Below are 13,564 nucleotides of genomic sequence, written 5' to 3'. Positions count from 1 at the left end.
GCTCAGTCGCCGTACGGTATCCAGATGTTCTTCACCTGCACGGCGTGGCGCAGGAACGGCAATCCTGCGCTCGTCCGGTCGAACCAGTCAACCTCGCGGCCATGATCGACGAAGGTCCGCTTCAGATTGCCAACCGACTCGCGCTCTACGAGGGACGAATCGGCCGCCGTGCCGAAGCACCAGAGCGCGTCCACGTCGTCGTGCTTCGCGAGGGCCGGCAGCAGCGCGGCGCGCTCGCCGGTCAGAATGTTGAGCGCGCCCGCAGGCACGTCCGACGTTTCCACGACCTGATAGAAGTCCGTTGCCGCCAGCGGGCAAGCCTCGCTCGCCAGCGCCACGACGCGATTGCCCATCGCAAGCGCCGGTGCGATCAGCGAAACGAAGCCGAGCAGCGGCGCTTCGTCAGGGCAAGCGATGCCGACCACGCCCAGCGCCTCATGCATGGCGAGCGCGACACCGCGCAACGGCGGTGTATGCACCGCGCCATCGAACTTGTCGGCCCACGCCGCATAGCTGAAAAGCCGGTCGATCGCCATCTCCACTTCACGCTCGGCCGCGCGCGCGTCGTGCCCCGCGCGGCGCGTGAGCTGCCGCGCGAATTCTTCGGCGCGCGCGCTCAAGTTTTCCGCGAGGTAGTACAGCACCTGGGCGCGAGCGTGCGTGCTCATCTGCGTCCACTTGCTCGCGCCGCGCGCGGCGGCGACGGCATCGCGCACGTCCTTGCGGCTGCCCGCGCCCACTTCGCCCACCCATTCGCCGTTCGGCGCGTAGACGGCGTGCGAATAGCCGCTATCGGGCCGCACCTGTTTGCCGCCGATAAAAAGCTTCGCAGTGCGATCGAGACCGGTGCCCGCGTGCGCAAAGTCTGGTGCGGGCGGGCGCGCCTCGCGTTGCGCGCGCGTCGGCAGCTTGCTCCATGCGGCCGGCTTCAGATATTCGAACACGCCTTCGCGGCCGCCCTCACGCCCGAAGCCCGATTCACGGTAGCCGCCAAAGCCCACGCTCGCGTCGAAGAGGTTCGTCGCGTTGATCCACACCACGCCGCATTGCAGGCGCGGCGCGATATCGAGTGCGCGCCCGATGGTCTCGCTCCATACGCTCGCGGCGAGGCCATAGCGCGAATTGTTCGCGAGCGCCACGGCCTCTTCCGGGGTGCGAAAGCTCATGGCCACGAGCACTGGCCCGAAGACTTCTTCCTGCGCGAGCGTCGAGGCGGGGCCAATGCCCGTAACGAGCGTCGGCGGATAGAAGCAGCCGCCCGCTGGCAGCTCGACTTCGCGCGGCTGCCACACGTTGCAGCCTTCGCGCCGCCCGGCTTCCACGAGCGACTCGATGCGTTCGAGCTGCACCGGATCGACGATCGCCCCGATGTCGATGCCCTTGTCGAGCGAGGGCCCGACGCGCAGCGTCGCCATGCGGCGCCTGAGCTTCTCGAGAAAGCGAGCTTCGACGCCCTCTTGCACCAGCAGCCGGGAACCCGCGCAGCATACCTGGCCCTGGTTGAACCAGATGGCGTCCACGACGCCTTCCACGGCGCCGTCGAGGTCGGCGTCGTCGAAAACGATGAACGGCGACTTGCCGCCCAGTTCGAGCGTAAGCGACTTGCCGGTACCAGCCGTGGCGGTGCGGATGAGGCGGCCCACTTCGGTCGAGCCGGTGAAGGCGATCTTGTCGACGCCGGGGTGCTCGACGAGCACCGCGCCCGTGCTGCCGTCGCCCGTCACCACGTTGAGCACGCCCTTGGGCAGGCCGGCGCGATGCGCCAGTTCGGCGAACAGGAGCGCGGTGAGCGGCGTGTATTCGGCGGGCTTGAGCACCACGCAATTGCCGAGAGCGATGGCGGGCGCCACTTTCCACGCGAGCATCAGCAGCGGGAAATTCCACGGCACGATCTGGCCGATCACGCCAAGCGGCGACCATCCGGCCAGTTCGCTCTCCTGAAGTTGCGCCCAACCTGCGTGATGAAGGAAATGGCGCGCCACCAGCGGCACGTCGATGTCGCGCGCTTCACGGATCGGCTTGCCGTTGTCGAGCGCTTCGAGCACGGCAAAGAGGCGGCTGTGGCGCTGCACCATGCGCGATAGCGCATAGAGATGCCGCGCGCGCGCCGCGCCGCCGATGGCGTACCACTCGGGCTGCGCCGCGCGCGCCGCCGCGACGGCCGCCGCCACATCCGCCGCACCGCCTTGCGCCACGGCGGCGAGCGCCTCGCCGGTGGCGGGCGCACGCACTTCGAAGCACACGCCATCGGCGCTTTCGCGCCACGCGCCGTCAATGAAATGCCCAAACGTGGCCTCGTGCTGCGCGAGCCATGCGCGCACGGGCTGATCGTCCTCGGGGGCGGGACCGTAATCCATCGTTCGGAAATACTCGGCTACGCTCATCGGTATGGTCTGCTCAGGCTACGGGGTGGCGGTGGAAGGCGGAATAGCGGCCGCTCACGTGGTGTTCGAGCTGGCGCTCGATGTCGGCGAGCAGGCTCGAAGCGCCGAAGCGGAACAGCTCGGGCTCGAGCCAGGGCCGCCCCAGCTCTTCCTTCATGAGGATCTGGTACGCGAGCGCGGTTTTGGCGTTCGATACGCCGCCCGCGGGCTTGAAGCCCACCAGCGCCCCAGTGCGCTCCCGGTACTCCCGGATCATGCGCACCATCACGAGCGAAACGTCGAGCGTGGCGTTGGTCCCTTCCTTGCCCGTCGATGTCTTGATGAAGTCCGCGCCGGCCATCATGCAGACCATCGACGCCCTGGCGATGTTCGACAGCACGCGAATGTCGCCCGTGGCGAGAATCGCCTTCAGATGCGCCTCGCCGCAGGCCGCGCGAAACTCGCGCACTTCGTCGTAGAGCGCGCGCCAGTTGCCGGTGAGCACGTGCTCGCGCGTGACGACGATGTCGATTTCCTCGGCGCCATCCTTAACGGAGGCCTCGATTTCCTTGAGCTTGAGCGCGTGCGGGTTCAAGCCAGCCGGAAAGCCGGTGGAGACGGCCGCGACGGGAATTCCGCTGCCCGCCAGCGCGTCCACGGCTGCCGCGACAAAGCGGTGATACACGCACACCGCGCCCGTCGTGATGGCATCGGGAGCGAAACCGAGCGCCGCGAGCAGGTCGGCGCGCACGGGGTGGCGCGCCTTCGTGCACAGGCGCCGCACGCGGCCTTCGGTGTCGTCGCCATTGAGCGTGGTGAGATCGATGCAGGTGATGGCCTTCAGGAGCCACGCGGCCTGCGCGTCCTTCTTGACCGCGCGGCGCGTGCCGAGCGTGGCCGTGCGCCGCTCGACGGCGGACTGGTTGACGCGCAAGGGGTCGAGCCACGCGGCGTCGAACGGCACGCCGGCGTTGCGCGCTAAATGCGCGGCATGCTGGGCGGGCGCGCCGCGCAGCACGACGAGCGAGTTCGTTGAGGCTTCTGACATAGGCTGGGAGGCGAATTTGTGCAATGCACATCAAACCGTGGTGGTTTATTCGCACCCATCCTATACCGATGAAACGATCGTGACAATACTCGTTACAATCCTATCTATCAGCCTTGGGACGTGGGAACGCCGGCCCGCGCGTTCAGCTTTCGCCCGAGACCTCCGTTTGCGCGTACCCGAGCGCCACATCCAGAGAGCGGTTTAGAACGGCAACCGATAGCGTACGAAATCGTCGGCTTTCGCGACTTCGTCGTAGCGCTTGCGCGCGGAGTTGTCCGCGCGCGTGTAGCAGTAAAGGATCGCCCCGGACATTCAGGACGCTGCCGCTTCCCTCAAGCTGGCAAGCGACGCGCGCTGGTCGCCTTGCGCGTCGAAATTCTCTTTCGAGAGCCACGTCTCGAACGCGGCTTTCGCGAGCGGCCAATCCCGGTCGATGATCGCGAACCACGCCGTGTCGCGGTTGCGGCCCTTGTACACGATCGCCTGGCGGAAAATGCCCTCGAACTGGAAGCCCAGACGCAGCGCCGTCTTGCGCGAAGGCGCATTGAGGCTGTCGCACTTCCATTCGTAGCGCCGGTAGCCGAGGTCGTCGAACACGTAGCGCATCAGCAGGTACTGCGCCTCGGTGGAAAGCGGCGTTTGCTTCAGGCGCGGCGAAAACGTCACGCTGCCCACTTCGATCACGCCATGCACCGGCTCGATGCGCATGAGCGCGAACGTGCCCACGGCTTTCCCGCTCGCGCGGTCGATCACGGCGTAATGAAACGGGTCGCTCGATGCAGCCGCTTTCGCGAGGTACTCGCGAAACGCGGCAAAGTCGGTGAACGGCTCGGCGAACAGGTAGGTCCAGTCGCGCCCATCGGCCGCCGTGCCGTAGGCTTCGAAGAGATCGGCGGCGTGGCGGTCGAGGTCGATTGGCTCGATGCGGCAGAACCGACCCTCGATCGTCACGCGCGCAGGCCGTTCGCGCGGCTGCCAGCCGGTGACAGGGTCGCCAATGGGCTGCTGGAATTCGTTCAGTCTTGCTGACATGCGTGACAAGCTCCTCTTGCGCGAGACGTATCCAATATCCGCGTTAAGTTACCGCATGTCGTGGTTCTGTGGAAAGGTCCACGAATGGCCGAGCACGTGGAACCACGCAGCGCGCCGCATCGCGTCGCGCACTTCAATTGTTCAGTTTTCCTCTGCTTTTCGATTACCGCCCGCCTGGGAACTTGCGGATCAACGCCGCCCGCCCGCAAGCCGCACAGCATCGGGACGACGACGCAACCGCAGCATCGCGACACAACCCAGCGCCGGCCCGACGGCCAGCATGCCGAAGCCGCCCCGCCATCCAAGCCACGCCACCACGTACGGCACGAGATGAATGCTCACCAGCGTGAGCAAAAAACCCGCGCAGGTCTGCGCGGTCAGCAGTGTGCCGACCGAGTCCGGATCGGCCAGTTCGGCGACGCTCGCCGAAAACTGCGCGGAATCGGCGATCACCGAGACGCCCCATACGAGCGCGACCGCACCCATCACGATGAGCGGCGCGTTAGCCAGCCAGCCCATCAGCGCTGCACACGTTGCGCTCGTCGCCATCGCGCCGACCGTGACGGCCGTGCGCCCCACGCGGTCCGCCAGCACGCCGCCGAGCCACGCGCCCGCCGCACCGATCGCGATCACGCTGAAGGTCATCCATTCCGCGCGCGTGCGGGCGTTGGCCATGCCGCGCGCGACGAACGTTTGCTGGAGGAACAGCGCGAGCCACGCCCACATCGCGTAAAGCTCCCACATGTGGCCCAGGTAGCCGAGGTTGGCGAGACGCAAGGCGGGTTGCCGCCACGCCCGCGTGACTTTCGCAAAGTCGATGCGCGTTGCGCGCCGGATATTCGGCCCAATTCCCGCAAAGCCGATCAGCACTGCGGCGCACGCCGCGCACGCCGCGGCGACGCCATAGATCGTGCGCCAGCCGAGCCCGCCCGTGGCCGCCAGCAGATGAGGGCTTGCCGAGCCGAGCGTGAGCGCGCCCACGAGCAGGCCGACGAGCAGACCGAGATCGCCTTGCGCCCAGGTGGCCGCGAGCCGCATGCCGACCGGATACACGCCCGCCATGCACATGCCGGTGATGAACCGCAGCGCGACGACCGCGCCGCCAACCGGCGGCAGGAACGCGAGCGAGGCTGTGGCCACGGCCGCCACGAGCGCGGAACCCGCGAGCAGCCGGCGCAGATCGTAGCGGTCGGGCAGCGAAAGCAACGCGGACGTGATGGTGCCGGCCACGAAGCCGCACTGCACGGCGCTCGTGAGCAAGGCTTCGTCGAAGGCGGCAATGGCGTGCGCCTGCTTGATGAGGGCCACCACGGTGCTCGACGAAAACCAGACGCCCATCGCCGCCACCTGCGCGAGGAGCAGCAACGCGAGCGATGCGGCCTTGCCGCGTTGCGCTGCGCCACGCCCTGGCGGCCCCGTTTCGTCAGAAGAACGAGAACCGGCAGCGCCTCGGGAAGGCGTGCCCGCCACGCTCAGGCCGCCGCGGCCGCGTGCGCCTGCGCGAGCACGCGATGAAACGCGCGGCCGAACCAGATCAGGCCGTCACGGCCGCCCACCATGCGCGCCGCCTTGATCTCACAGAAGAACACCGTATGCGTGCCGACTTCGGTCGTGCGCGCGATATGGCAATCGAAGGAACTTACCGCGCCGCGCAGCGCGGGCGCGCCCGTTTCGAGCCGATACCACTCGGCGAGCGCGAAACGTTCGGCCATGTCCATGTCTTTCGTGGCGAAGCGCGTGGCCACCTCGCGCTGGTCGGCCGCCAGCACGTTCACGCAGAGCCGCCCGTTCTCGCGCAGGATCGCGTTGTTGCGGCTCGTGCGATTGATGCAGACGAGCAGCGTGGGCGGCTCGTCCGTCACGCCGCACACGGCGGACGCCGTGCAGCCGGCGCGCCCGGCGTCGCCATCGGTCGTGACGATGTTCACGGCTGCCCCAAGACCGGCCATGGCGTCGCGAAAGAGGGATTTGTCTACCATATTCTTGCCCGCTTGCCGCGGTCTCCTCGTAGCGGGAATTCAGTGCCCGATTTTCATGCGTCGTTCACATGCGCGCCGCGATATTGCGCTGCCGCGTGCGACGCCGGCAGGCGCGCGCCGCCAGAGAGCTTTTCGCGCAGAGTGCCCTCACGATACGCGCTTTTATACGCGCCCCGTGTTTGCAGTTCGGGCACCAGCAGTTCGACCACGTCGTCGAAGCATTCCGGCACCACCGTGCGCGAGAGATTGAAGCCATCCACGCCTGCCGTTTCGCTCCACTCGATCAACGTTTGCGCAATGCGCTCCGCAGACCCCACCCACGGCGCCTGGCGGCTGCCGAGCGCCATCTGCTCGAGCAGCCTGCGGCGCGTCCATTGCGGCCCGGCGCTGCGCGTCATGGCTTCGACGTTGGAAACGATCGCCTGGCTCTTGCCCGTCTCGATGGGCTCGTCGAGATCGTAACGCGCGAAGTCGATGCCAAGCGAAGCCGCCGCGTGCGCGAGCGCCGCTTCCGAACTCGCGTAGCGCCGGTACTCGTCGAACTTCTCGCGCGCTTCGCTATCCGTGCGTCCGACGATCAGCGTCGCGCCTAGAAAGACCTTCACGTCGTCGGCCGCGCGCCCGAGCTGCACCGCCTGGCGCCGAATGTCCCCGACGATCTCCTTCACACCTTCCATCTTCTGACCATTGATGAACACGCACTCGGCGTGCGTCGCGGCAAAACGCCTCCCTCGCGCGGACGACCCTGCCTGGTACAGCACCGGCGTACGCTGCGGTGACGGCGCGCACAGATGCATCGCGTCCACCTTGTATTGCGGCCCGCGATGATGAATCATGCGCACACGCGCGGCGTCGGCGTAGATGCCGCCGGCGCGGTCATTGACAACGGCGTCGTCATCCCAGCTCCCTTCCCAGAGCTTGTACACGAGCGCCATGTATTCGTCGGCCAGATCGTAGCGGTCATCGTGAGCGGTCTGGCCGTCCATGCCGATGGCGCGGGCCGCGCTGTCGAGATAGCCCGTCACGATGTTCCAGCCGATGCGTCCGCCCGTGAGATGGTCGAGTGTGGACATGCGCCGCGCGAACAGAAACGGCTGTTCATACGTGAGATTGGCCGTCACGCCAAAGCCCAGATGCTGCGTAACCGCGCCCATGGCGGGAATGACGAGCGTGGGGTCGTTCACGGGAACCTGCACCGCGCCGCGCAGCGCGGCGTCGGCATTGCCGCCGTAGACGTCGTACACGCCGACTACATCCGCGAAAAAAATGCCGTCGAAGAGGCCCCGTTCGAGCTTCTTCGCGTAGTCGGTCCAGTACTGGAGTTCCGTATAGCGGCTCGACTGGTCGCGCGGATGCGTCCACAAGCCTTGCTGAATGTGGCCCACGCAGTTCATGTCGAAAGCGTTCAGACGGATTTCACGTGGCATGTCGGCTCCTGTTCGGCGCGCTCGATGCCATCTACTATAGTAGACAAACGGATACTAATGAAACCTGGGATTGATCCGGTATTGCCGCGAAGTACTCAGGTGGACTTCTCTTGCCGAGTTCACTGGATGTGATGCCACCCATCACGGATCGCCATTTGTGTCGGTCGACCGGTTGGCGTATGTTTGCCGGGAGTGTGCCGCCCAGACGCTGTCACACTCAAGGAGACGTTCACATGCCAATGCTCAAATTCGACATCATCCAGGGCCGCACTGACGAACAGGTGCGGGTGCTTCTGGACGCCGCTCATCAGGCAATGGTGCAGGCCTTCGATGTACCCGTTACCGATCGCTACCAGAGCGTCACGCAGCATCGTCCTGGCGAACTGGTGGCGGAAGACACCGGGCTCGGGTACACGCGATCCAGGGACGTCGTTTTGCTGACGGTGGTAAGCCGCAAGCGCACCGAGCCGCAAAAGGTCGAATTCTATCGCCTGCTCGTCGAAAGACTGCAGACCCAATGCGGCATTTCCCCGGACGACGTCATCGTGTCGATCATCGAGAACGACGATGCGGACTGGTCCTTTGGCCGCGGGCGCGCACAGTTCCTCACCAGGGAACTGACATAGCGTCGTGAGGTCGGCGCGGTTGCGTATCAAGACCTACCGCGCCTGCCTGGTAGGTGTGACTACATGCCGAGCTGAACGTACCTGCTGGCCTCGGCGAGCAGCCACGCCTCGAACCCTAGCAGTTGGGGCGAATTCTGTTTGTGCTCGGGATAGACCAGGTAATACCCTTTTTCGCTGCGCAACGAGAGATTGCACGGCAGGATGAGCTCGCCGATAGCCAGTTCATGCGACACAAAGAATCGCGGCACGAGCGCGATTCCCAATCCGGCACGCGCCGCTTCCACCAGCATGGAAAACAGTTCGTAACGCTGCCCTTGCATGCAATCGGCGTCGTGAATACCTGCCTGCGAGAACCAGTGCCGCCACGCGTCCGGCCGCGCCGATTGTTGCAGCAACGTGAATCCCGATACCTCACGAGGCTCGAGCACCGTCCTTCCCCCTAGCAACTGAGGATTGCATACGGGCGTCATCTCTTCCCCGAAGAGATATTTCGCAATCGATCCAGGCCAGACGGGGTCGCCAAAGTGAATCGCTGCGTCGAACGGCGTGTCGGTGAACAGGAACGGCTCTGCACGGGTTGCCAGATTGACCGTTACGTGCTCGTGCTGCGCATAGAAGAGAGGAAGACGCGGAATCAGCCAGCGTGTGGCGAATGTCGGGATGACTGCGAGTTCGAGGATGCCGCCGGCGTCGCGGTGCGCCATGGCAGCCAGTGTGTCGCGCTCCATCCTTGCGAGGTTCTCGCGGACCTGCCGCGCGTAGATCTCGCCGATCTCGGTCAGGCTGAGCCGCTTCTTGACGCGGTTAAAAAGCGGCACGCCGAGATACTCCTCGAGCGTCGCCACCTGCCTTCCCACCGCGCTTTGGGTCAGCGCCAGTTCGTCTGCACTGCGGGTAAAGCTCAGATGCCGCGCCGCCGCCTCAAACGCGATCAACGCTTCGATACTCGGGATCTTTCGTCTCACGTTCCTTCCTCAAACGCACAACGTTGCGAGTTTATATCGTTTGCAGACCAGGGACCATATCGCAACAATGACCCCTGTGTCCCCCTGGTTGCCGTCGGTATCTCCGGCTTCCCTCGGTATCGTGGCCGCTGGCCCCCGAGGTGGAATCGCTCCTGCTTACGCTCGGCGGGTTGCGGCCGCACGAAGAAATCGAATTCTGTATTCATCACCCGACCCAACAATTAGTTATCCCAATTGAGAGACAGGCGCCCGCCGGCACGCGCCATCCTACCACTGAAGGAACGATTAATGACCTCCGATTTCATTCCTGCAAAGTTCAAACCCTACACCCGGCAGACGATCAGCCAGGCGCCTCAATGGGCGCTGCTTCCCGAAGAACTTAGGGTCGCCGTGCAGGTAGTGTCACGCGTTATGCCATTTCGCACGAACCACTATGTGATGGACGAACTGATTGACTGGACCAACGTTCCGGACGATCCGATCTTTCGCCTGACGTTCCCGCATAAGGACATGCTGGCGCCGTCCGACTATGTGAACCTGAAAGAGCTGGTATTGGTGAAGAAGGACGAGGCCGCCATCGAAGAGGCGGTCCGCCACATCCGGTTGTCCATGAACCCGCATCCCGCGGGTCAATTGACGCATAACGTGCCCTTCATGAACGGTCAGCCGGTGCGGGGCCTGCAGCACAAATACAAGGAAACGGTGCTCTTCTTTCCGAGCGCAGGCCAGACGTGCCACGCGTACTGCACTTTTTGCTTCCGCTGGCCGCAGTTCGTCGGCATGGACGACCTCAAGTTCGACGCGAGGGAGTCCAACGAGCTCGTCGCCTATCTCAAGCTGCACACCGAGGTCACCGACGTGCTCATCACTGGCGGCGATCCGCTCATCATGAACACGCGTTCGCTCGCCGGCTATATCGAGCCGCTGCTCGTGCCCGAACTCTCGCATATCCAGAACATCCGCATCGGCACCAAGTCGGTCGCCTACTGGCCTCAGCGTTTCGTGACGGACAAGGACTCTGACGATCTGCTGCGCCTGTTCGAGAAGGTCGTGGCGGCGGGCAAGAATCTCGCGATCATGGGCCACTACAATCACCCGGCCGAGTTGCGAACCCCGATTGCACAGCGCGCGGTCAAGCGGATCGTTTCGTCGGGCGCGACGCTGCGCATGCAGGCGCCTCTCATCCGCCACATCAACGAAGATCCCAAGGGCTGGGCGGAGCTTTGGACGACAGGCGTTCGCCTGGGCGCTATTCCCTACTACATGTTCGTCGAGCGCGACACGGGGCCTAGCCACTACTTTCAGCTGCCGCTCGCCCGCGCCTACGAGATTTTCCAGGCCGCCTACCAGTCCGTGTCTGGCCTCGCGCGCACGGTCCGCGGTCCGTCGATGAGCGCCTTCCCCGGCAAGGTCGTCGTGGATGGAATCGTCACCATCGGCGGCGAAAAGGTATTCGCCTTGCAGTTGCTGCAGGCGCGTAATCCTGACTGGGTGCGTCGTCCCTTCTACGCCAGGTTCGATCCCGACGCGACGTGGCTTCACGATCTCGTCCCTGCGTTCGGCGAAAAGAAGTTCTTCTTCGAGGAGGACCATGACGCGCCGCGCAAGCCACTGCAACTGGTCACGCGTCAAACGGGACGCTACGTTCCGGGATCGTCGGAAGAGCCGTCTCGCGCCGTTGCTGCCGAGGCATAAGTCTGCCCATGTGACCGGCCGGCCCGCTCCGCGCGGGTCGACTTTTCCCGCCATTCGCACCCAGGAGGCTCGATGGCCTACGTCGTCACCGAAGCCGCAAGGCAGGCACAAATACCTCAGGTTTTGCAGAATTCGTCTGTTTCATCGCGTTGATAGCCACCCATGCGCAGTCATAGGCGAATGGCGCGTAAGTCAATGTATCCGCGCCAAATCGGTGTTTGAATTTTTCCGCGAATGCTTTGCCCTGGGGAAGGGACTCGACTGGTCGCCCGTACTCCCAAGCCATTGCGCCCTCGGCAGCGCTGCCCGCAACGCTGAGGAAGATGCTGTCGGCAATGCCACCGCTTCCTACGAACTGCGTCCGCATGCCGAGTTGTCTCATGCGCCTGGTTAAAAGCGCTGCCTGGTTATCAAGGCCGGCAAAGTACAGGAGGTCCGCGTTCGCCGCCTTGATATTCGTGAGCTGCGCATTGAATTCGACGGCCTTGTCGTTGGTGTATTCCGAAGCGACGATGTGGCCGCCGGCCGCGATGACAGCCTTCTTGAATTCATCCACGGCTCCCTGGCCAAATGCCGTGCGGTCGTCCATCACTGCAATGCGCTGCGCCTTGGTGACCATGACCGCATACTTTCCTGCATTGCCGGAGTTCTGTGCGTCGGTGGCGATAATACGGAAGACGTTCTTCAGCCCTTGTCGGGTGATGGCCGGGTTCGTGGCGGCGGGGTCTATCAACGGAATGCCGGCCTTGGCAAATATCGGCGATGAGGGCAACGCGACTCCGGAGTTGTAGTAGCCCACCACGGCGACCACGCCGTCATCGACGAGTTTCTGGGCAACTTGCACGCCAATGCGCGGGTCGCCCTGATCATCGACGGAATCCAGCTCGAAGCGCACCTCCTGGCCGCCCAGCTTCGTGTGCTGGGCGTTGGCTTCTTCGACGGCGAGGCGAACACCATTCTCGATGTCCTTGCCATTGGCGGCTCCGGCGCCTGTCAGCGGGGCTGATACGCCGATCTTCACGACCTGCTGTGCAAACGCCTGGCTGCTTGCGAGCAACATCGCGACGGCAGCCAGCCCGGCAGTCAAGCATTTTCTGGAGGTGTTGAGCATCTGTTCACTCGCGGATGTGGGCAAAGCCGTGCGAATTCCAGTTTTGAGGGCGTGCAAGCTACTGGAACATTCTCTTAAAACTCATTGGTGACGCTCCTCCAAGGTAAGCGTACCGAGGCTCCAGCTAGCGGGCCCGTATAATCGACTCACCCCTGCCCAGACCGCCAATCTTCCAGGTATGAACCGACCGCTCACCGACCCCACCTCCGCCATTTCCACGCGCGTGCGCATCGAGCGCGAATCGCGCGGCTGGTCGCTCGCGGACATGGCCGAGCGCTCGGGCGTTTCCAGGGCGATGATCAGCAAGATCGAACGCGGCGAAGCGAGCCCCACCGCTACCGTGCTCGGCCGGCTTTCGGGCGCCTTTGGCCTGCAGCTCTCCATGCTGCTCGCGCTAGCCGAGCAAACTGGCGAGCGTTTGAGCCGCGCCGCCGGTCAGCAGATCTGGCAAGACCCCGAAACCGGCTATACGCGCCGGGCCGTCTCGCCGCGCAACGGCGGCATGCTCGACCTGGTGGAGATCGAGTTACCAGGCGGGGTTCGTGTTGCGTATCCGGCGTCGGCGTTCACGTTCCAGCATCAGCAGATCTGGGTGCGCAGCGGCACGCTGGTATTCGAAGAAGGCGAGCAGGTTCACACGCTCGAAGCCGGCGACTGCCTGCAGCTCGGGCCGCCTGCCGACTGCGCGTTTTTCAATCCGGGCAAGGGCCCGTGCGTCTACGTCGTGGCGCTCGTGCGTCGCTGAATGCGAGTAGCCGAAGGTGAGCATTTGCTTATATTCTGAAGTCCTCAGGCGGTGACGGCATAGGGCCACCGCCACACCATGAGAGACCGTCGATCAAAGCTGGAACGATCAGCCCTTCACCCGCGCCTTCACAATCTTCCCTCGCTGCAGCACATATTCGATCCGCTCGCCGTTACCGGCCACAACGGCACTTCCGCGCGAATGCGGAATTCGCCGGTCTGAAACGCGTGCATCTCGCCGAGCAGGTCGGACCCGAACCCCATCTGCACGCCGGCCTTAGCATAGACCTCCAGCGATTCGCGCCCCTTCTGCTGCACGGAAGCCACCTCCGCCACGATGGCGCGAATTTCATCTTCGGAGTACTGCGTATTGTTGATGGGGTCCGTGGCCGAGGCCACACCGCCCGACGCCATGATCTTGATCTGCGTGGCGCCCTTCTGGATCTCTTCGCGCACCGCAAGGCGCACCGCGTCTACGCCATCCACTGGCGCTGGCCGTCTTCGAGGAGCAGCAGCGTTTCGCCCGCCAGATCGGCAGGCGCGAGCGCGCGTCCCGCGAGATAGCCGGGCGAGC

Annotated in this window: 10 protein-coding genes and 2 pseudogenes; 3 read left to right on the top strand and 9 right to left on the bottom strand. The window is 64.6% G+C overall.

The features are described 5' to 3' along the window. Positions 1–2: 2 nt before the first annotated feature. The 6 genes and pseudogenes from M3I54_RS02720 to M3I54_RS02695 all read right to left on the bottom strand — a co-directional run bounded on the left by M3I54_RS02720 (position 3) and on the right by M3I54_RS02695 (position 7,849). Entirely contained in the window at positions 3–2,384 is a 2,382-nt protein-coding gene (locus M3I54_RS02720; protein ID WP_254332830.1) for an aldehyde dehydrogenase family protein, read from the bottom strand. Between the two features lie 13 nt (positions 2,385–2,397). Further along, entirely contained in the window at positions 2,398–3,411 is a 1,014-nt protein-coding gene (gene deoC, locus M3I54_RS02715; protein WP_254332829.1) for a deoxyribose-phosphate aldolase, read from the bottom strand. A gap of 315 nt (positions 3,412–3,726) precedes the next feature. Further along, positions 3,727–4,443 (bottom strand): annotated as a pseudogene (locus tag M3I54_RS02710) (GNAT family N-acetyltransferase); the annotation flags it as partial. Between the two features lie 189 nt (positions 4,444–4,632). After that, positions 4,633–5,913, bottom strand: a complete 1,281-nt coding sequence (locus M3I54_RS02705) for an MFS transporter (RefSeq protein ID WP_254332828.1) — start codon at positions 5,911–5,913, stop codon at positions 4,633–4,635. 2 nt (positions 5,914–5,915) lie between these two features. After that, the gene (locus M3I54_RS02700) at positions 5,916–6,422 is read right to left on the bottom strand and encodes a flavin reductase (protein ID WP_254332827.1); all 507 of its coding nucleotides are present in this window, start codon (positions 6,420–6,422) and stop codon (positions 5,916–5,918) included. A 53-nt stretch (positions 6,423–6,475) separates the two neighbouring features. Further along, positions 6,476–7,849 (bottom strand): LLM class flavin-dependent oxidoreductase, encoded by a 1,374-nt coding sequence (locus tag M3I54_RS02695; RefSeq protein ID WP_254332826.1) that lies wholly within the window; start codon positions 7,847–7,849, stop codon positions 6,476–6,478. Between the two features lie 233 nt (positions 7,850–8,082). On the opposite strand from M3I54_RS02695, the gene M3I54_RS02690 reads away from it, so the two are divergent. After that, positions 8,083–8,475 (top strand): tautomerase family protein, encoded by a 393-nt coding sequence (locus M3I54_RS02690; protein WP_254332824.1) that lies wholly within the window; start codon positions 8,083–8,085, stop codon positions 8,473–8,475. A 59-nt stretch (positions 8,476–8,534) separates the two neighbouring features. On the opposite strand, the gene M3I54_RS02685 is transcribed toward M3I54_RS02690, so the two are convergent. After that, the gene (locus tag M3I54_RS02685) at positions 8,535–9,440 is read right to left on the bottom strand and encodes a LysR family transcriptional regulator (RefSeq protein WP_254332822.1); all 906 of its coding nucleotides are present in this window, start codon (positions 9,438–9,440) and stop codon (positions 8,535–8,537) included. A gap of 288 nt (positions 9,441–9,728) precedes the next feature. Between M3I54_RS02685 and M3I54_RS02680 the strand changes: the two genes are divergently transcribed. Next, complete coding sequence (locus M3I54_RS02680; protein WP_254332821.1) at positions 9,729–11,135, top strand: KamA family radical SAM protein; 1,407 nt, start codon at positions 9,729–9,731, stop codon at positions 11,133–11,135. Positions 11,136–11,220: 85 nt separating this feature from the next. Here M3I54_RS02680 and M3I54_RS02675 read toward each other — a convergent pair whose 3' ends face one another. Beyond that, positions 11,221–12,246, bottom strand: coding sequence for a branched-chain amino acid ABC transporter substrate-binding protein (locus M3I54_RS02675; RefSeq protein WP_254332820.1), 1,026 nt, complete (start codon positions 12,244–12,246; stop codon positions 11,221–11,223). A gap of 178 nt (positions 12,247–12,424) precedes the next feature. Here M3I54_RS02675 and M3I54_RS02670 point away from each other — a divergent pair, with 178 nt between their 5' ends. Next, on the top strand, positions 12,425–12,991 hold the full coding sequence (locus M3I54_RS02670; RefSeq protein ID WP_254332819.1) for an XRE family transcriptional regulator: 567 nt from the start codon (positions 12,425–12,427) through the stop codon (positions 12,989–12,991). Positions 12,992–13,099: 108 nt separating this feature from the next. Here the strand turns inward: M3I54_RS02670 and M3I54_RS02665 are convergent. Continuing rightward, a pseudogene (locus M3I54_RS02665) lies at positions 13,100–13,548 on the bottom strand (amidohydrolase family protein); the annotation flags it as partial. Between the last annotated feature and the right edge of the window lie 16 nt (positions 13,549–13,564).

It is taken from the genome of Paraburkholderia sp. CNPSo 3274 (assembly GCF_024206475.1).
Classification (GTDB): Bacteria; Pseudomonadota; Gammaproteobacteria; order Burkholderiales; family Burkholderiaceae; genus Paraburkholderia.
Note: the sequence above shows the minus strand (reverse complement) of the source record. Positions and strands in the feature narration are given on the sequence as shown.

What these genes read in the sequence shown, in the direction of transcription:
- M3I54_RS02690 (WP_254332824.1), top strand. Translation starts at nt 8,083, where the DNA reads ATGCCAATGCTCAAATTCGACATCATCCAGGGCCGCACTGACGAACAG.
- M3I54_RS02720 (WP_254332830.1), bottom strand. Translation starts at nt 2,384, where the DNA reads ATGAGCGTAGCCGAGTATTTCCGAACGATGGATTACGGTCCCGCCCCC.
- M3I54_RS02680 (WP_254332821.1), top strand. Translation starts at nt 9,729, where the DNA reads ATGACCTCCGATTTCATTCCTGCAAAGTTCAAACCCTACACCCGGCAG.
- M3I54_RS02670 (WP_254332819.1), top strand. Translation starts at nt 12,425, where the DNA reads ATGAACCGACCGCTCACCGACCCCACCTCCGCCATTTCCACGCGCGTG.
- deoC (WP_254332829.1), bottom strand. Translation starts at nt 3,411, where the DNA reads ATGTCAGAAGCCTCAACGAACTCGCTCGTCGTGCTGCGCGGCGCGCCC.
- M3I54_RS02700 (WP_254332827.1), bottom strand. Translation starts at nt 6,422, where the DNA reads ATGGTAGACAAATCCCTCTTTCGCGACGCCATGGCCGGTCTTGGGGCA.
- M3I54_RS02695 (WP_254332826.1), bottom strand. Translation starts at nt 7,849, where the DNA reads ATGCCACGTGAAATCCGTCTGAACGCTTTCGACATGAACTGCGTGGGC.
- M3I54_RS02675 (WP_254332820.1), bottom strand. Translation starts at nt 12,246, where the DNA reads ATGCTCAACACCTCCAGAAAATGCTTGACTGCCGGGCTGGCTGCCGTC.